At 64.3% G+C, this 16888-nt stretch carries 23 protein-coding genes and 2 pseudogenes; 15 read left to right on the top strand and 10 right to left on the bottom strand.

What is annotated here, in order from left to right; translation table 11 throughout:
• Positions 1 to 119 precede the first annotated feature (119 nt).
• From ACVILH_RS01895 to ACVILH_RS01875, 5 genes are all read left to right on the top strand, one after another.
• Positions 120 to 386, top strand: a complete 267-nt coding sequence (locus ACVILH_RS01895) for a hypothetical protein (RefSeq protein WP_456716849.1) — start codon at positions 120 to 122, stop codon at positions 384 to 386.
• Positions 387 to 584: 198 nt separating this feature from the next.
• The gene (locus tag ACVILH_RS01890; RefSeq protein ID WP_456711364.1) at positions 585 to 1025 is read left to right on the top strand and encodes a nuclear transport factor 2 family protein; all 441 of its coding nucleotides are present in this window, start codon (positions 585 to 587) and stop codon (positions 1023 to 1025) included.
• Positions 1026 to 1167: 142 nt separating this feature from the next.
• On the top strand, positions 1168 to 2103 hold the full coding sequence (locus ACVILH_RS01885; RefSeq protein WP_456711363.1) for a hypothetical protein: 936 nt from the start codon (positions 1168 to 1170) through the stop codon (positions 2101 to 2103).
• A 152-nt stretch (positions 2104 to 2255) separates the two neighbouring features.
• Positions 2256 to 2669: a hypothetical protein gene (locus tag ACVILH_RS01880; protein WP_172112404.1), complete on the top strand. Its 414-nt coding sequence runs from the start codon at positions 2256 to 2258 to the stop codon at positions 2667 to 2669.
• Between the two features lie 159 nt (positions 2670 to 2828).
• On the top strand, positions 2829 to 2966 hold the full coding sequence (locus ACVILH_RS01875) for a hypothetical protein (protein ID WP_456711362.1): 138 nt from the start codon (positions 2829 to 2831) through the stop codon (positions 2964 to 2966).
• Positions 2967 to 3035: 69 nt separating this feature from the next.
• On the opposite strand, the gene ACVILH_RS01870 is transcribed toward ACVILH_RS01875, so the two are convergent.
• From ACVILH_RS01870 to ACVILH_RS01860, 3 genes are all read right to left on the bottom strand, one after another.
• Positions 3036 to 3185, bottom strand: a complete 150-nt coding sequence (locus tag ACVILH_RS01870; RefSeq protein ID WP_456717165.1) for a hypothetical protein — start codon at positions 3183 to 3185, stop codon at positions 3036 to 3038.
• A gap of 109 nt (positions 3186 to 3294) precedes the next feature.
• On the bottom strand, positions 3295 to 3774 hold the full coding sequence (locus ACVILH_RS01865; RefSeq protein WP_456711361.1) for a MaoC family dehydratase: 480 nt from the start codon (positions 3772 to 3774) through the stop codon (positions 3295 to 3297).
• Complete coding sequence (locus ACVILH_RS01860; RefSeq protein ID WP_456711360.1) at positions 3774 to 4235, bottom strand: MaoC family dehydratase; 462 nt, start codon at positions 4233 to 4235, stop codon at positions 3774 to 3776. Before ACVILH_RS01860 ends, ACVILH_RS01865 begins: the two co-directional genes overlap by 1 nt.
• Before the next feature lie 221 nt (positions 4236 to 4456).
• On the opposite strand from ACVILH_RS01860, the gene ACVILH_RS01855 reads away from it, so the two are divergent.
• A complete protein-coding gene (locus ACVILH_RS01855) occupies positions 4457 to 4747 on the top strand; it encodes a DUF4282 domain-containing protein (RefSeq protein WP_456711359.1) in 291 nt (96 codons plus the stop codon).
• 21 nt (positions 4748 to 4768) lie between these two features.
• Here ACVILH_RS01855 and ychF read toward each other — a convergent pair whose 3' ends face one another.
• The 4 genes from ychF to ACVILH_RS01835 form a co-directional block, all read right to left on the bottom strand.
• Entirely contained in the window at positions 4769 to 5866 is a 1098-nt protein-coding gene (ychF, locus tag ACVILH_RS01850; RefSeq protein ID WP_456711358.1) for a redox-regulated ATPase YchF, read from the bottom strand.
• Positions 5867 to 5905: 39 nt separating this feature from the next.
• The gene (pth, locus tag ACVILH_RS01845; protein WP_456711357.1) at positions 5906 to 6511 is read right to left on the bottom strand and encodes an aminoacyl-tRNA hydrolase; all 606 of its coding nucleotides are present in this window, start codon (positions 6509 to 6511) and stop codon (positions 5906 to 5908) included.
• 72 nt (positions 6512 to 6583) lie between these two features.
• Positions 6584 to 7285, bottom strand: a complete 702-nt coding sequence (locus tag ACVILH_RS01840) for a 50S ribosomal protein L25/general stress protein Ctc (RefSeq protein WP_456711356.1) — start codon at positions 7283 to 7285, stop codon at positions 6584 to 6586.
• A gap of 189 nt (positions 7286 to 7474) precedes the next feature.
• Entirely contained in the window at positions 7475 to 7765 is a 291-nt protein-coding gene (locus ACVILH_RS01835; RefSeq protein ID WP_456711355.1) for an accessory factor UbiK family protein, read from the bottom strand.
• 243 nt (positions 7766 to 8008) lie between these two features.
• Here ACVILH_RS01835 and lgt point away from each other — a divergent pair, with 243 nt between their 5' ends.
• The 7 genes from lgt (at position 8009) to ACVILH_RS01800 (ending at position 14158) form a co-directional block, all read left to right on the top strand.
• A complete protein-coding gene (gene lgt, locus ACVILH_RS01830) occupies positions 8009 to 8866 on the top strand; it encodes a prolipoprotein diacylglyceryl transferase (RefSeq protein WP_456711354.1) in 858 nt (285 codons plus the stop codon).
• The gene (locus tag ACVILH_RS01825) at positions 8863 to 9990 is read left to right on the top strand and encodes a class I SAM-dependent methyltransferase (RefSeq protein ID WP_456711353.1); all 1128 of its coding nucleotides are present in this window, start codon (positions 8863 to 8865) and stop codon (positions 9988 to 9990) included. Before lgt ends, ACVILH_RS01825 begins: the two co-directional genes overlap by 4 nt.
• 20 nt (positions 9991 to 10010) lie before the next feature.
• Entirely contained in the window at positions 10011 to 10757 is a 747-nt protein-coding gene (pgeF, locus tag ACVILH_RS01820) for a peptidoglycan editing factor PgeF (RefSeq protein WP_456716848.1), read from the top strand.
• Between the two features lie 126 nt (positions 10758 to 10883).
• Positions 10884 to 11525 (top strand): hypothetical protein, encoded by a 642-nt coding sequence (locus ACVILH_RS01815; protein WP_456711352.1) that lies wholly within the window; start codon positions 10884 to 10886, stop codon positions 11523 to 11525.
• Positions 11526 to 11690: 165 nt separating this feature from the next.
• A complete protein-coding gene (locus ACVILH_RS01810) occupies positions 11691 to 12644 on the top strand; it encodes a ribose-phosphate pyrophosphokinase (RefSeq protein ID WP_456716847.1) in 954 nt (317 codons plus the stop codon).
• A 936-nt stretch (positions 12645 to 13580) separates the two neighbouring features.
• Positions 13581 to 13793, top strand: a complete 213-nt coding sequence (locus ACVILH_RS01805) for a hypothetical protein (RefSeq protein WP_456711351.1) — start codon at positions 13581 to 13583, stop codon at positions 13791 to 13793.
• 164 nt (positions 13794 to 13957) lie between these two features.
• A complete protein-coding gene (locus ACVILH_RS01800; protein ID WP_456711350.1) occupies positions 13958 to 14158 on the top strand; it encodes an SEC-C metal-binding domain-containing protein in 201 nt (66 codons plus the stop codon).
• 358 nt (positions 14159 to 14516) lie between these two features.
• Here the strand turns inward: ACVILH_RS01800 and ACVILH_RS01795 are convergent.
• A pseudogene (locus ACVILH_RS01795) lies at positions 14517 to 14739 on the bottom strand (hypothetical protein); the annotation flags it as partial.
• Between the two features lie 176 nt (positions 14740 to 14915).
• On the opposite strand from ACVILH_RS01795, the gene ACVILH_RS01790 reads away from it, so the two are divergent.
• Together ACVILH_RS01790 and ACVILH_RS01785 are read left to right on the top strand one after the other, a co-directional pair.
• Positions 14916 to 15104, top strand: a complete 189-nt coding sequence (locus ACVILH_RS01790) for a type II toxin-antitoxin system HicA family toxin (RefSeq protein ID WP_006609255.1) — start codon at positions 14916 to 14918, stop codon at positions 15102 to 15104.
• Positions 15105 to 15109: 5 nt separating this feature from the next.
• On the top strand, positions 15110 to 15511 hold the full coding sequence (locus ACVILH_RS01785) for a type II toxin-antitoxin system HicB family antitoxin (protein WP_006609254.1): 402 nt from the start codon (positions 15110 to 15112) through the stop codon (positions 15509 to 15511).
• A gap of 47 nt (positions 15512 to 15558) precedes the next feature.
• On the opposite strand, the gene ACVILH_RS01780 is transcribed toward ACVILH_RS01785, so the two are convergent.
• Both ACVILH_RS01780 and ACVILH_RS01775 read right to left on the bottom strand, forming a co-directional pair.
• A complete protein-coding gene (locus ACVILH_RS01780) occupies positions 15559 to 16029 on the bottom strand; it encodes a hypothetical protein (RefSeq protein WP_456711349.1) in 471 nt (156 codons plus the stop codon).
• Positions 16026 to 16546: pseudogene (locus ACVILH_RS01775) on the bottom strand (REP-associated tyrosine transposase). The gene ACVILH_RS01780 and the pseudogene ACVILH_RS01775 overlap by 4 nt, the downstream one beginning before the upstream one ends.
• Positions 16547 to 16888 lie beyond the last annotated feature (342 nt).

Raw genomic sequence — 16888 nt, 5'->3', positions numbered from 1 at the left:
CCAGCCACATGACGATCCGAGCTGATCACGGAAACGTCAGCAAGCCTTCGCTTGTGGCGTTGAACCTGCGGCAGACGGAGGGAACCCATCAGCGGGTGGTTGATGGGGCATCGATGGATATGAAGATCGCTTTCCTGGCGATGGCAGGACTGGTGATGGGAGTCGTGGGCGGCGCGACGGTCGGTATCGGGCTTGGGCTGGCCTGGATCGAGATGTTCAGCACCAGCGAGTTCGAGGGCTATGCCGGCATGCTGGTGTTCTTCACCTTCATGCCGCTGGGCGCCCTGATCGGTGGGCTGGCGGGCGCGACGATGTTCGGGATGGCGGCTTTCCGCGACCACGAGGTGGCGCTCGCACGCCAGCATGTGCCGCACGAGCACGGTTAACGCGACGTCAACGCGTGCTCCGTCCTGGCCGCCAGGCATGATGCATTTGTGCAATGCAAAAACACCCGTTGCGCGTGCGTCTGGCTGGCGTATGCAGGGAGAATAGAGAAAACAGATTAGGCGCCCCGGCGCGACATCATGGTCATGTCGCCTCAAGTCCGGCGCGGCGCCTTGCAAGCCAGATCAGGATCACCGGAGATGACGGAGCATAGCCTCTGGCGTCTGTCGCGCGCATTGCATCGCGCGATCAACGAACGCCATCTCGACGACCTCGCTGCGATTCTCGATGACGAGATCGATTGGGCCATCTATGGCCCGATCGACATGTTTCCTTTCCTCGGCGCCCGCCTGGGCAAGGAGGCCGTGCTCGAGACCGTCCGGCAGATCGCGGACAACGTCCACATCCGCAAGCTCGACCGCGAGACCTTGATGCTGGACGAGAGCGGCGCGGCGACGATGGTGAGATGCGCGATGACGAGACAGGATTCCGACAGGCCGATCACGGCGCGGCTCGCTCAATTCATGCAATTCCGTGCCGGCAAGCTGGCGCGGCTGCGCATCCTGATCGACACGTTCGACCTCGTGGAGCAGACGCTCGGCCGGCCGATCGACCTGCCGCGGATCGGCAGCTTCGTCTGAGACGCGCACTAACTGCCGGGGCGCGCGCGGATTGCATTTCGGCTTTCCACAACCCAACACTTCGTGACTGGCGCGGTCATAATTTTGCGCCAAGATTCCACCATATTCCGGCAGACAGGTTCGGGCGGCGGGGGTTGCTCTCATGAGATCGTATGGTTGCGCGCTGGCGTTTCTGACGGCCGGCTTCGGCGTTCTTGCGTCCGCCGGACAAGCGCAGACACTGATGCAGGCGCCGCAGCCGCTGCAGATCTCGCCCTGGCAGCAGATCGCGCCGGAGCCGCAGGATCAGGACGACGGCAAGCCGGAAGATCAGGTCGCCGCAGCCGACCCGATGAAGGACATCGACGTCGACAAGCTCGACTGGAGCCAGCTCGCGATCGACGAACTGACATTTCTGGATCGCCCGGAAGCGGCCGCCGCGGCGAAGCGCAAGGCTGCCGCGGAGAAGGCGGCCGCGCTCGACTGGTCCAACCAGAACAAGGGCAATCTTGCCTCGGGCGTATCCGTCAAGCAGTCCGTGTCGCCGTTTTGGGATGCGCGTGTCGGCGCCGACATGACGGTCGCGCGGCAGCCGACCACGATGTCGGAATTGTTGGCCGAGAAGGCCGAGAATGGCGGCAGCGCGCCCCAGTCCGGAGGCTCGGCGTGGGCGGCCGTGACCGCACCAGGCGCCGGCGCGATCTGGGACAAGACCGCGATCGAGGCCCGCGTCGATCCTGGCTCGGACCAGAGTCGGCTCGGGACCACCATCACTAAGGCGGTGCCGATCGATCATTACAATCTGACTCTGCAGAACGGCTACAACGTCACGCAGCAGGGCATGGTGCCAATTCCCGGCGCGGCGCCGAAGACCAGCCGCAGCTTCGACACCGAGCAATCCGCGAAGCTCTCGATCCAGGATACGGGCACCAGCGTTACGGCAGGACAGACATTGTCGTCGAGCGACGACAAATGGCTGCGCAAGATTGGCGCCGAGCAGAAGCTGTCGGATGGTCTCAGCGTATCCGGCTCGGTCAGCGAGACTCCGCAAGGCGGGATCAGCAAGAGCATTTCGGCGGGCTTCAAGCGGAGCTGGTAAGCCCGGCGAATTGCGGCAGCCTGCCACGAATGATCGAACCGTCGCCGCAGGTTCGCCGCGTTGCGGCCCAATTTGGCCGCACTGATAGGCTTTGAGAAGTTCGTCGTGCGGGGACACCGCGCTCGCTTGAACGCGAAATGAGGAAATAGCCGATGAATGCCATTCGTCCGGACAAGATCGATGGAACTGAAGCCGAGCTGGATACGGATCTCGCTGCGGTCTCCGAAGTCGAGGCCGGCATTCGTGATTTCGTGCGTAATGACATCGCCTATCTGCGCCGCCCCAATGCTGCTGCCACAGCCGAGGCTGCCATCGATGCCGACGCGGCCGTCAACAGCGTCACGACGTTGATTCAGCGCGTGGCGGGCACGTCTTTGTCGGAGATCGAGAACCTGATCGGCGAGCTCGAGAGTCTGCGCGAGCTGCTGCATGCCGAGGGCCAGCGCGTTCAGCGCGAGATCGCGAGCTACGCGCAGCTCAGCCAGGCGGCGATGAAGTCCACCCGGGCGATCGCCGAGAACGTCACGCAGTGGAAGCGCGCCGCCGACGGGCTGCGCAGCAGCTAAGCTATCTCCACCTGCAAGCGAATAGAGCAGCCGCCGTGCGAGGCCTCGCACGGCGGCTTTTCTCTTTGCAATGAGCAATGTTGAACGTTGTTCGACAGCGTCGCGACCAACTCCTGCCCATTTGTTTGCGGGCGAGTTTGTCGGGGGACTGTCAATTTCATGGAAATGATCCGGCCGGAAAACACCGATCCGATCCCCCTGAGGCCGCAGCCTCAGCGGATCGGGACCATCATGGTCCGCTTCGTCGGATTGCTGGTGATTGCGATGGCGGTCATGGTGCTCATCTGGAGCCGGTAGACCGCCGGACGAAGGTCGCGCCGTTCGTCGTAACTGCTGCTCGTCGTGGTTAACGACTTCTTAAGCTCGTCACTCGTCGACGGAAGCCGACGTCTCCAAAGAATACGAACCGTCGGCGTATCCCTTCACGACCATTCCCGTGGCGAGCATCACCGCGAGCGTCACGCTGGCAAAGATAAAGCCGAGGAGTTTCAGACCACTGCGATCTGCCATACTCATCCCCCACATCCTGATCCCTGATGGGCTGTCTTATAGAGACCGGGTTCAGAATGCGTTAGCGCGAAGTTCGTTCCGCGCTGACAATCCTACCAAGCGTGACCTTTTCGCCTCAACGGTTGTTCCGTCGCGGGACAAATGCCGATGCGAGCACCGAAAACACCAGCTCGCCGCGCTGATTGATGCCGGTATTGCGCGCTTGCAGGATGCCCCATTGCGGGCGCGAGGCGGAGGCGCGCAGCGAATCAATCTCGCTGGAGAAAGCGATCGTGTCGCCTGCGAGCACCGGCTTGAGCCAGCGCAGCTCGCGGAATCCGGGCGACGGTCCACCGACCGAAACCGGCTCGCCACGCGAGCGCGCGAGCTCGGCAAGCCGCTGGTTGTCGGCGACGATCAGCTTCATGCAGACCGAGCCGATGTGCCACCCCGAGGCAGCCAAGCCACCGAACAGCGAGTTGCGGCCTTCCTCCTCATCGAGGTGGAAGCGCTGCGGATCGAACTGCCGCGCGAACCGAATGATCTCTTCGGCCGTGAACGTGTAGGAGCCGAGCTCGCGGCGCTGGCCGACCTCAAGATCCTCGAAGAAGCGCATCACGCCACCTCCGCGCCGACGGCACGCCGCTCGACGATGATCGGCGAGACCATCTCACACAGCCTCTCACCGGCCTTGTTGCGCATGCTGCACTTGAAGGTGACGATCCCGGTCGACGGACGGCTCCGCGACACGCGCGCCTCGATGACCTCGACGTCGAGCATCAATTCATCATCCGGCCGCAACGGCGACAGCCACCGCACCTCGTTCACACCGGGCGAGCCGAGCGAGGCGGTGCGGCCGATGAAGCCGTCGAACATCATGCGCATCATCAGCGAGCAGAGATGCCAGCCGGATCCAGAAAGGCCGTTGAGCATCGACTGCTTGGCGGCCTCTTCGTCCAAATGCATCGGCTGCGGATCGAACTCAGATGCAAAGGCAATGATCTCGTCGCGGGTGACGTGTCGCGGGCCGAAGCTGCCGAACGGGCCTTGCGGAAAATCTTCGAAGGTGAGGGTCATGGGGGCGGGAATGGCTGAAAGAAGCCCGATTGTGGCCGCACTTTGCAGCAATCACAACCGGGCCGCTCGCATGGCTGACGCCCGGTCGCGTCGTAGAGAGAGCGCCAGAAGGCGCCTGATACCGGGCTGAGATCTGAGCCGCCGATGTCGGCTGGCGCCGGATTCGAGCAGGACTTAAAGACGGCTGTGCGTTGCGATTCGGAAGGTGCTGGGGGATCAGGATGTTGGAATTTCGCGATTTGTTCCAGTGGGACCGCTTCATCACGCCCACCATCATCAAGACATTCTATTGGCTGGTGGTCGTGCTGATCATCCTGTCGGGAATTCGCGGCGTCTTCACCGGCCTCTCGGAGATGGCGATCAGCCCGTTCGGCGGTTTCCTGATGCTGCTGTCGTCACTCGCCGGCATCATCGTCGGCATGGTGTTCTCGCGCATCATCGCCGAGTTCGTGCTGATCGTCTTCCGTATCAACGAGCATCTCGGCGCCATCCGCGAGCAGGGGCGGATGTAGTCCGCCCCCCGACACGTCCGGTTAGTTGTTGAAGCGGAAGTGCATCACGTCGCCGTCGGCGACGACATACTCCTTGCCCTCGAGCCTGAGCTTGCCGCCCTCGCGGGCGCCGGCTTCACCGCCCAGCGCGACATAGTCGGCATAGGCGATGGTCTCGGCGCGAATAAAACCCTTCTCGAAATCGGTGTGAATGACGCCCGCCGCCGCCGGCGCCTTGGTGCCGCGGTGGATGGTCCAGGCGCGCGCTTCCTTCGGACCGACCGTGAAGTAGGTGATGAGGTCGAGCAGCTGATAGCCGGCGCGGATCAGACGGTCGAGGCCGGCCTCTTCGAGCCCCAAAGTATCGAGGAAGTCGACGCGCTCCTCGCGCGACAGGGTCGCGATCTCCGATTCGATCTTGGCCGAGATCACCACGGCGATCGCGCCTTCGTCCTTGGCGCGGGCGAACACGGCTTGCGAGAAGCTGTTGCCGTCCTTGGCCGAGCCTTCCTCGACGTTGCAGACGTAGAGCACCGGCTTCGAGCTCAACAGGCCGAGCATGCCGAACGCGCGCTCCTCCTCCGGCTTGCGCTCCATGAGCCGGGCCGGCTTGCCGTCGCGAAGCAGCACCAGAGCGCGGGTGACGAGATCGTGCTGCTCCTTGGCGTCCTTGTCGCCGCCCTTGGCCTTCTTGGCGAGGTTGTCCACCCGCTTCTCGAGGCTGTCGAGGTCGGCGAGCATCAGCTCGGTCTCGATGGTCTCGATGTCCGCGAGCGGGGCGATCTTGCCCTCGACATGGGTGATGTCGGAATCCTCGAAGCAGCGCACGACATGCGCGATCGCGTCGACCTCGCGGATGTTGGCGAGAAACTGGTTGCCCAGGCCTTCACCCTTGGAGGCGCCACGCACGAGGCCGGCGATGTCGACGAAGGTCAGCCGGGTCGGAATGATCTGGCCGGACTTGGCGATCGCCGCGAGCTTCTCCAGCCGCGGATCAGGGACGGCGACCTCGCCGACATTCGGCTCGATGGTGCAGAACGGATAGTTCGCTGCCTGCGCCGCCGCCGTCTCCGTCAGCGCGTTGAACAGCGTCGATTTGCCGACGTTCGGCAGGCCGACGATCCCGCATTTGAATCCCATGATCCGTCTCGCATCCTCTTTGGCGACATCGCGCGCGCCTCACGCGGCGCCGGCGTCGCCCTTGTCCAGAAAACCTTTGGCCTGCAGCGCCAGGTGCACCTTGTTGGCGAAGGTGGAGTCGCGCTTGCCCGTCAACAATTCAGCACTGTCGGCCACCGCCTCGCACAGCGCCTCGACCCAGGGCATCTCGCTCTTGGCGAAGTCCGACAGCACGTGGCCGTGCACCAGCTCCTTGACGCCGGGATGGCCGATGCCGAGCCGGACGCGGCGGTAGTCGTTGCCGAGATGCGCCGAGATCGAGCGCAGCCCGTTATGTCCGGCAATGCCGCCGCCGACCTTGACGCGCAGCTTGCCCGGGGCCAGCTCGAGCTCGTCCTGGAACACGGTGACGTCGCCGACGCCGAGCTTGAAGAAGCTGGCGGCTTCCTGCACGGCGCGGCCGGATTCGTTCATAAAGGTGGTCGGCTTCAGCAGGATGACGCGCTCAGAGCCGAGCGTGCCTTCCGAGGCCTCGCCTTGGAACCGGCGGCGCCAGGGCGAGAAGCGGTGGCGCCGGCAAATCTCGTCCACGGCCATGAAGCCGATATTGTGCCGGTTGCGCGCATATTTCGCGCCGGGATTGCCGAGACCGACGAACAGCAGCATGGCGCGGCACCGGGACCTGCCGTCGCTCCGGGGCGCGCGAGGTAAGCCCGCGCGCCCCGACAGCGGATCGGCTTACTTCTTCTTCTCGGGGGCCTTGGCCGCGGCAGCAGGGGCCTTCGCAGCGGCGGCAGGCGCCTTGCCACCGGCAGCCGGAGCGGCAGCAGCGGGAGCCGCGGCAGCGCCAGCAGCAGCCTTCTGCTCCTCGCCATAGCCCGACGGCGGCACGATGGTGACGAGGGTGGCGTCCTCGCGCGACAGCGTCTTCACGCCGGTCGGCAGCTTGACGTCCGAGACGTGCAGCGAGTGGTTGATTTCCAGTGCGCTGACGTCGGCCTCAATGAACTGCGGGATGTTCTCCGCGAGGCACTCGAGATCGAGCGTGTGGGTCACGATGTTGACCGTGCCGCCACGCTTCACGCCCGGCGCGCCTTCCGAGCCGACCACGTGCAGGGGCACGGAGACGCGAATGGTCGCGCCCTGGCCGAGCCGCATGAAGTCGACGTGGATCGGGAAGTCCTTGACCGGATCGAGATGGAAGTCGCGCGGGATCACCCGGTGCTTCTTGCCGTCGAGGCTGATGTCGAAGATCGTGGTCAGAAACCGGCCTGCGAGGATGCGCTGGCGCAGCTCGCGGTCTTCCACCGAGATCGGCAGGGGGGGCTGGTTGTCTCCATAAATCACTCCGGGCACTCTCCCGGCGCGACGCTCTGCCCGTGCGGCCCCCTTGCCGACTGACGGACGGGCGGTCGCCTTCAGTTCTCTGACGGTCGCCATCTTGCTCAAGTCCTTGTTTTAAAAAGTTAAAGGCCGCAATGCGGCCCGTTGCTGGACGTCCTCTCGGCAAGCCTCCAGGGGTGCGGGGGCCGCGGACGTGGCGGCGTTCTAGCGGCAAACCCGGGAAATGACAAGGAAATGAAGGGGCCGGTGGCCCCATCCTCCCGCCCCGGTGCTGCCCGCCCGGCCTCAGCCGTCGGCGCTGCCGGAGCCCGGCTGACCGCCGGCCGCCCCGCCGAGCTTGGCCTCGAGCGCCGCGATCCGGGCCTTCAGCGCCTCGTTCTCCTCGCGGGCGAGCCGGGCCATGTCCTTGACCGCCTCGAACTCCTCGCGCTTCACGATGTCCAAATCGTTCAGGATCTTTTCGGCCTGGTTGCGGATGACGGAATCGACCTCGCGCTTCATGCCCTGGGCGGCGCCGGCGGCATCGTTCATCAGGCGGCCGATCTCGTCGAAAAACCGGTTGTTGGTCTGGGTCATCGCTTAAAACTCCGCTTCCCGTGACGCGCTCGGTCACACAATGGCGATCCGTCCCGCCGGCTTCAAGATGCGCTCGTCTTGTCACGCCGCGGTTTCCTTGTCATCGTACTTGTTGCGTCGGCCCGCCGCGCTGTATGAGCGGCCCTGGACGGCATCGCGTCGTCGCCTGCGGCGAGGCCTGTTCAAAGCCGTATCGCTCGCGTGCAGCCGGACTGCGGACCGCATGCCCACGAAAGCCTGTGAATGACGCCTCTCCTCATCGACTTCCCCGTGTTCGATCCGGTGGCGATCGCGATCGGTCCCCTGGCGATCCGCTGGTACGCGCTGGCCTATATCTGCGGCATCGTGATCGGCTGGCTCTATGCCCGATCGCTGCTCAAGAAGGAGCGGCTGTGGGGCGGCCCGGCGCCGGTGTCGTTGATCCAGCTCGACGACTTCATCCTGTGGGCCACGCTCGGCATCATTCTCGGCGGCCGCACCGGCTACGTGCTGTTCTACAACCTGCCGCACTTCATCAAGCATCCGCTCGAGATCTTCCAACTGTGGAATGGCGGCATGTCCTTCCATGGCGGCTTCATGGGCTGCGTCGTCGCGGTGATCTGGTTCGCGCGCCGCAACGGCCTGCCGATCCTGTCGCTCGGCGACATCACCACCGCGGTGGCCCCGATCGGCCTGTTGCTCGGTCGCATCGCCAATTTCATCAACGGCGAATTGTGGGGCCGCCCGGCCGATTCCAGCGTGCCCTGGGCGATGATCTTCCCGCGCGATCCGACCCATCTGCCGCGCCATCCGAGCCAGCTCTACGAGGCGGGTCTCGAAGGCATCGCGCTGTTCATCGTGCTCGCGATCATGATCCGGTTCGGCGCCTTGAGGCGGCCGGGCCTGATCCTCGGCAGCTTCATCGGTCTTTATGGTGTGGCCCGCATCGTCAGCGAGTTCTTCCGCGAGCCGGACGAGCAGCTCGGCTTCTTCTGGCGCCATCTCACCATGGGCATGATCCTGTCGCTGCCGATGCTGATCGTCGGCGCGATCCTGGTGATCAGGGCGTTGCGCAAGCCCGGGGTTCATCACGCCACTCCCGCGCTGCAGGCCCAGCCGTGATCGAAACCTCTCCGCTCCACACCGAGATCAAGCGGCTGATCAAGGCGTCCGGACCGATGCCGGTCTGGCGCTACATGGAGCTGTGCCTGACGCATCCGGAGCACGGCTACTACATCGCGCGCGATCCGCTGGGACGCGAGGGTGACTTCACCACCGCTCCGGAGGTGAGCCAGATGTTCGGCGAGCTGCTCGGCCTGTGGGCGGCCTCGATCTGGAAGGCGGCGGGCTCGCCGCAACAGTTCCGGCTGATCGAGCTGGGGCCGGGCCGCGGCACCATGATGTCGGACGCGCTGCGGGCGCTGCGCGTGCTGCCGCCATTGTATCAGACGATCTCGGTGCACCTCGTCGAGATCAACCCGGTGCTGCGCGAAAAACAGAAGGCGACCTTGACCGGCCTGCGCAACGTCAACTGGCACGACAATTTCGACGACGTGCCGGAAGGGCCGAGCGTCATCTTCGCCAACGAGTATTTCGACGTGCTGCCGGTGCACCAGATGGTGAGGCGCGAAACCGGCTGGCATGAGCGCGTCGTCGAGCTCGATGACGACGAGAACTTCGTCTACGGCACGGCCGCCGATCCGACGCCGGGCTTCGAGCTGCTGCTGTCGCCGCTGGTGCGCGCCGCTCCGTCGGGGGCGATCTTCGAATGGCGGCCGAACACCGAGATCATGGCCATCGCCAAGCGCATTCGCGAGCAGCGCGGCGCCGCCGTCATCATCGACTACGGCCATGTCCGCAGCGATGTCGGCGACACCTTCCAGGCGATCGCGCGGCACAGCTTTGCCGACCCGCTCAAGACGCCGGGCCTCGCCGACATCACCGCGCATGTCGATTTCGATGCGCTGGCGCGGGCGGCGGAAGCGGTCGGCGCGCGCGTTCATGGGCCGATCACCCAAGGTGAATTCCTGCAGCGGCTCGGCATCGAGACGCGGGCGCTCACCCTGATGCAGAAGGCCTCGCCCGAGGTCTCCGCCGATATTGCGAGCGGGCTCAAGCGCCTGACCGGCACCGGGCGCGACGGCATGGGCTCGCTGTTCAAGGTGCTCGGCGTGTCCGATCCCGGCATTCCGATCCTCGCGGGGATCAGCGACGAGCATACGAGCGAGAAGACGGGAGGCGCATGATGCTGGTGTCATCGGATGTGATGTCCGCAATCCCCGGGCTGCGCCACGCCTTCTTCACCCGGGAGGGCGGGGTGTCCGACGGCATCTATGCCGGCCTCAATGGCGGGCTCGGATCGAACGACGTGCCGGAGGCCGTGCGGGAAAACCGTCGCCGGATGGCGGCGCATATGGGCGTCGCGCCGGAGCAGCTCCTCAGCGTGCATCAGATCCACTCGCCTGATGTCGTGGTGGCGACCGGTCCGTGGGACGGCGCCGTCAGGCCCAAGGCGGATGCTCTGGTCACCGCCACGCCCAATCTCGCGATCGGCGTCACCACGGCCGATTGCGGCCCGATCCTGTTCGCCGATCCGCACAAGCGCGTCGTCGGTGCGGCGCATGCCGGCTGGAAGGGCGCGTTGACCGGCGTGCTCGAAGCCACGTTGCAGGCGATGGAGGAGCTCGGCGCCGAGCGCGGGCAGATCGTCGCCGCGATCGGTCCCTTGATCCGCCAGCCGAGCTACGAAGTCGGGCCTGAGTTCGTCACCCGCTTCATCGACGATGATGCCGAGCATGCGCGCTTCTTCCTGCCGGCCGAGCGTCAGGGGCATGCGATGTTCGACCTCGGCGGCTTCATCCGGGTGCGGCTGGAAAAAGCCGGCGTGCTGCTGATCGACGACCTCGGCCTCGACACCTATGCCGATGAGCGCTTCTTCAGTTACCGCCGCTCGGTGCACCGGAAAGAACCGGACTACGGCCGTCACGTGCACGCGATCATGCTCGAAGGCTGAAGCTGGGCGCCATTGTGGCCGCATGTGGATTGCTTAACCGTTTCTCTACAACTGACGACGTTCTGTCCCAATCTGTGGCAGCCGCGACCTAGACGTTAATCGATTTTAACGATATCGCTCCCGACGATGAGGGGAGCGACGACACCATTGCGACTGATCAGCCGCGCTGCGCAGCACGCCTGCGTTGCTGCTGTGCTGATGATGTCCGCCGCCACGCTCGCAGGCTGCGCCAGCAGCGGCAGCAGTGGTCCCGCCAACGCCTACGCCATGGCGCCGTCGTCCGATGGCGCCACCATCGCCTTCGAGCAGATCGACGGCCCGCCGCCGCAGATCTTCGACCGCATGGTCAGCGTGCTCGACAGCGAATCCAAGCTGCGCAGCCTTGCCATCGTCTCGCGCGAGGCGCCGGCCGCCTATCGCGTCCGCACCTATCTCTCGGCGCAGGTCGTCAGCGGCAAGAGCGTCATCGCCTGGGTGTTCGACGTCTACGATCGCAATCAGCAACGCGCGCTGCGCCTGTCCGGCGAGGAGCCGATCGGCCGCGGCGGCCGCGATCCCTGGGGCGCCGTCGACGACATGGTGCTGAGGAAGATCGCGCAGGCCGGCTTCAGCGGGCTCAGCAACATGCTGAACGGCGTGGCGCCTGCGGACAGCGCGCCTCCTGCAGCGGCGCCTGTGACCCGTGGACCTGCGATCGCAGCCGCCGAGCCTGCTTTGCCGGCCTCCGACGGCAGCAGCGTCGCCGCCCTCGGCTACACCGACCATTAGGCAAAGCGGCGCATTTTGCGCCGTTTTTTGACCGGGAAAACGGCCGCGGCGGGTTGCCAGCCGCGCTATGTCCTTGATATCACCTCGCCCGTGTAAAACCGCCGGTTCCACGGATAGTCCGATATGCTGAACAAGGTCTCCAGCGAGACGCGAGGAGAAATCGCGATGTCGGCCAAGAACGGCTCCATCAAACTCGTCGCCGGCAACTCCAATCCGCCTCTGGCCGCCGCCATCGCGACCGAGCTCGGGCTGCAGCTGACCAAGGCCGTGGTCCGGCGCTTCGCCGACATGGAGATCTTCGTCGAGATCCAGGAGAACGTGCGCGGCTCCGACGTCTTCATCATCCAGTCGACGTCCTATCCGGCGAACGACCTGCTGATGGAGCTCCTGATCATCACCGATGCGCTGCGCCGCGCCTCCGCGCGCCGCATCACCGCCGTGGTTCCGTATTTCGGTTATGCCCGGCAGGACCGCAAATCCGGCTCGCGCACGCCAATCTCTGCCAAGCTGGTCGCCAACCTCATCACCCATGCCGGCGTCGACCGCGTCATGACGCTCGATTTGCATGCCGGCCAGATCCAGGGCTTCTTCGACATCCCGACCGACAATTTGTTTGCCGCGCCGCTGATGGTGCGCGACATCAAGGAGCGGTTCGATCTCTCCAACGTCATGGTGGTCTCGCCCGACGTCGGTGGCGTGGCCCGCGCCCGTGGCCTCGCCAAGCGCATCAACGCGCCGCTCGCCATCGTCGACAAGCGCCGCGAGCGTCCCGGCGAGTCCGAGGTCATGAACGTGATCGGCGACGTCTCGGGCCGCACCTGCATCCTGATCGATGACATCGTGGATTCCGGCGGCACGCTGGTGAACGCCGCCGATGCGCTGCTGAAATACGGCGCCAAGGACGTCTACGCCTACATCACCCATGGCGTGCTCTCCGGCGGCGCCGCGACCCGCATCAGCTCGTCCCGGCTGAAGGAGCTGGTCATCACCGACTCCATCCTGCCGACCGAAGCCGTCCGCGGCGCGCCGAACATCCGCGCCCTCCCGATCGCCCCGCTGATCGCCGAAGCCATCGGCCGCACGGCGGCGGAAGAGTCGGTGTCGAGCTTGTTCGACTGAGTAGTCGCCCCATCCTGTCGGACTTGATCTGATCGACTGACCTCGGTCGAACGTGCATCTTGCCATGGCGGGAAGATGTGGGCCCGGCTGTCCCGAAGACCAGCGCTGTCGTCCCGGCGAACGCCGGGACCCATACCCCAGGGTGCGGATCGAGGAACGCTGGCCGTTGGCTTTTTGCTCATCATGACCGCCGCAGCGTCTGGATCCCGGATCGGCGCCGCCACGCGCTGCGGCTTGTCCGGGACGACAGGGGAGGATGAGGCGCATTCACGGCTCCAACCACGACCTGCATCAGCAATCGACACCGCGGACACGTCGCCTCGTTCTCGCGGCGCATCTCGCACCCGAGCTTTGATCTCAGCATCGCCCTCCACAGAGAAGGGCGCAGGGAAGGCCGGGCGCTGGCCGCGCCCGTGGCCCGCCTGCGGAAAAAAATGCAGGCGGCAGGTACCACAGGTCTGGCCTGATACACCCGGCCCTCCCTGCGCGATGGCTTTAACGGCTGCTTCGCGTTCTCCCCGGTGCGCCGGGCTTTCTGGCCACCGTTGCCTGCGCGGCGCCTGAAGCGCCGGCGCAAGCGTGATACCAGCTTCGGGGTATCAGGACCGCGCGACTTGACCGTGCATACCGGACCGTTCGTCGGCGCAAATCACTTCACGCTGCGACCCGACATGCCCACCGCATTCCGCTGCCGACGTCCGTGACGACCGCGATACGTCCCCTCCGACGCAACGGAACAGGCGGGAGAGTAATGCTGATTTGGCGAAATCGCCAAGCGGTTTATTTTTGTGCGGGGGGCTGGACAGGTTTTCGCAAGCGCGGACTGATTTGGGCGACGGGCGTGCGGTCGTGCCTCAGGCCCGCTATTCTCTCTGGCGTCAGGTTGATCTAGGATTGATTTGCTGATCGGCGAAATTGCCTTGTTTGGGACGCTGCATGCGTTGTTGGCGCCACGACCCGCTGTATGATTACTGGAAGTACGGCTGGGGTCTCGTCTTTGCATTGATCTACCTGATCGCGATCGCGGCCTTCCTCCGTCACGCATGGCGGTCGCGGTCAGAGGACGTCACCTACAATTGGCGTCGTGTCATCGTCATATTCCTGGCGATCGGCCTGATGATCTATCTGACGTTCATCGTCCAGATCTGAACGCTGCGGTCTCCTCGATCGTGACCAGCAGGACACAGCCTGGCCTGCCCGTCAGCCGGCGATGGTCAGCGTGACTTTCCAGCATTCATCCAAGCTGCTAGCAAAGCCGCGGCGCGGCAATCAGGCTGCGCATCCAACGATGGAGGCCATCATGCGCAAGATCCATGATCTCGACAACCTCCCCAGCTTTCAGCGTCACGCGTAAGCGGCGGAATTCCTATCCCTCAGAGACGCATGTGAAGCGTGGACGGCGGTTCGTTCACGGCGACGTCGAGCTCAGCGAAAAGCTCGGCCGCAACGATCTCTGCCCATGCGGCTCCGGACGCAGGTTTCAAGGCCTGCTGCATGGGCTCTGGTGCTTATGACGGCGCCAACCGCGACGACTACTTTCAGGGAGTAGGGTGGTTGGTGGCGCGAGGGGCTGACACGTAGGTCCGATGGACCTTCCGCGGAGTTGCGCTTGTGCCATGCCCCTCACCCGGCTTGCTGCGCAATCCGACCTCTCCCCGCAAACAGCGGGGAGAGGTTTCACCGCCTGCGCCGACAACAATTGCCCCAATGAACTGGGCGATCTCTCAACGTGCTACGAACTAATACCGCGACAACGGTGCGCTCCCTCTCCCCGTTCTTCACGGGGAGAGGGTTGGGGTGAGGGGCAGCCGCACGGGAAGTATGAGTTGTGAGTTCGTCGGTGTGAGCTTGCCGGAGGCGCGGTAGGCGCAACTACCGCTTCTTCCACCCACCGCGCTTGCCCGGTGCGCCACCCGTCGATCGCGGCGCGGGGCCGAACTCCGGGCCGGACTCGCGCGAATTCGTCGGCTGGATGATCTTACTGCTGCTGCCGAAGGGTTTGGGCGGCAGCTTGGCGTTGGGGCGGTAGGGAGGGATTCCGGCCGTGCATCTCGTCGAGGTGGGGCTTGTGGACTTTGGAGGTGGAGGGACTGCCCGTGGGGCGCCCCTCACCCCGACCCTCCAAGGGCGAGCTTCGCAGGGTCTGTCGCAAGGTTGTCTAGCCCTGGCGTGTGACGATACTCGGGAGCAGCGATACAAAGACCGGAAGCGGACGGCCGGAATCCCCTCAGACTACGTTGACGCGCCAAGTCTGTGTGTATAAATACACACATGAATAGTCGGGACGTGATCTCGGTTCTGCAACGGGACGGGTGGGTTCAAATCGCCCAGAAGGGCAGCCACGTCCAATTCAAGCATCCGTCCAAAAAGGGACGAGTGACCGTTCCTCATCCGTCGCGAGACCTCCCGATCGGCACGCTGAAAAGCATCGAGAAGCAAGCAGGTCTCAAGCTGAGGTGAGCATCATGCGGTACTACATCGGTCTCATTCACAAGGATGCTGATAGCCATTTCGGCGTCTCATTTCCGGATTTGCCCGGCGTCGTGACAGCGGGGACAACTCTGGATGACGCGCGGGTGATGGCCGAGGAAGCCCTGGCGTTACATATCGAAGGTCTCGTCGAGGACGGCGAAGCCATTCCCGAGCCATCCTCACTGGAGCAGATCATGTCCCATCGAACCAACCGCTCCGGCGTCGCTGTTCTCGTTCCAGCCAAGGTCGAGCAGTCCAGGGCAGTGCGCGTGAATGTCACGCTGCCCGAAGACGTGCTGGCCCAAATCGATCGCTATGCCGAAGCGCACGGCTTTACCCGGTCCGGGTTGTTGGTGCAGGCGGCCAAAAAGCTCATGACGGACGAGGCGGCCTGACACGCCTTCAGGAGGCGATCTGGCGCGCCGAGCAGTTCAAGGCCGGCTCAGCGACCAAGCCGTATGGCTGTGCCGAACTCGGAGCAAAGCAGAACTTCCAGCACCGTGCTCATCTCAGGAACAAGGGTACCATAGGTCATACGAGCATGTGAGCCGAACATGCCGCGCATGTACTCGCCGTAGTGGTAGACGGCCCTGACATTCGGACCCAGCCGCCCGAGAGCCCGTTCGATGTCATGGCCCGTTCCCGGTGGCCCCGGCACGAAGACGGCGGAGATCAGCGACGATAGAACGCTCTCGATGATCGCTCCCTCGCCGAGGATCAACTCGGTCACGACGGACACATTCCTCGATATGTCCTCGGCCGTGTCGTCACGGACCTGAAGCAGAACGTGGCACACCCTCGTCATTGCCGGCGGGGGTATCGACACGTCGCCATGCTCGAGGGCACGCAGCGCACTCTTCGACATGAAGGCGCCGAAGGCCGAGCGGATACGTCGCTTGGTCAACCAGCTCATGACCAATCATAACCTACAGCGGCCACCGGTCCAGTCGCTGGAAAAAGCCCAGCGCGCACATCGCGATGAAATGACGAATGAAGCCATTCGACCATGCTGCTGGCCAGACCATGTTTCACTGGATTGATGTACCAATGCTCCACGTGTCGGGCATAATCATTCTCGTCGCGGATCAGATGCTCCAAGAATCGCCGCTGCCAGATGCCCCGCTCTCCATTTGCGAGACGAATCGAGCTTAAGCATTCAGTTCTCGGCAACTCCCGTGCGAAGCGGGTTTTGATCAGCCGCCAGCGCGTTGAGAGTCGGCATCATCAGGCGGCAACGTCCAGACGGCGTGCAGATGATCGGGCATGACGACGAAGGCATCGATTTCGAAAGGGTATCTCTCCCGAGTCGCAGCTACGGCCGAACGCAAGAGATCGATGTGCTCGATCAGCAGACGAAGACGCCGATCGAGGATGTTGATGGTGAAGAACCAGCAGCCGCCTGGAACAAAGGTGCGACGATAGTTGGGCATGCTGCAAGCCAACGTCGAGATGATGGTCAGACTACCGATGCGGATGAGTGAAGACAAGCTGGGCCCACGGGAGAGTCCGCGTTGCGGCGGATTACGGCTTCGCCTAACTAATCCGCCCTACGCACCTGGCACGGGAGTCCGATGGACCTCGGATCTGGCTCCGCATGTGCCATGCCCCTCACCCGGATTGCTGCGCAATCCGACCTCTCCCCGCAAAGAGCGGGGAGAGGTTGCACCGCCTGCGCCGACAACAATTGCCTCAATGAACCGGCCAATTTGTCAACGTGATCCGAGCTATTGCCGCTACAACGGTCCACTCCCTCTCTCGTTCTTCACGGGGAG

The organism is Bradyrhizobium sp. USDA 4353 (assembly GCF_054063215.1).
This window is presented reverse-complemented; position numbering and strand designations above follow the sequence as displayed.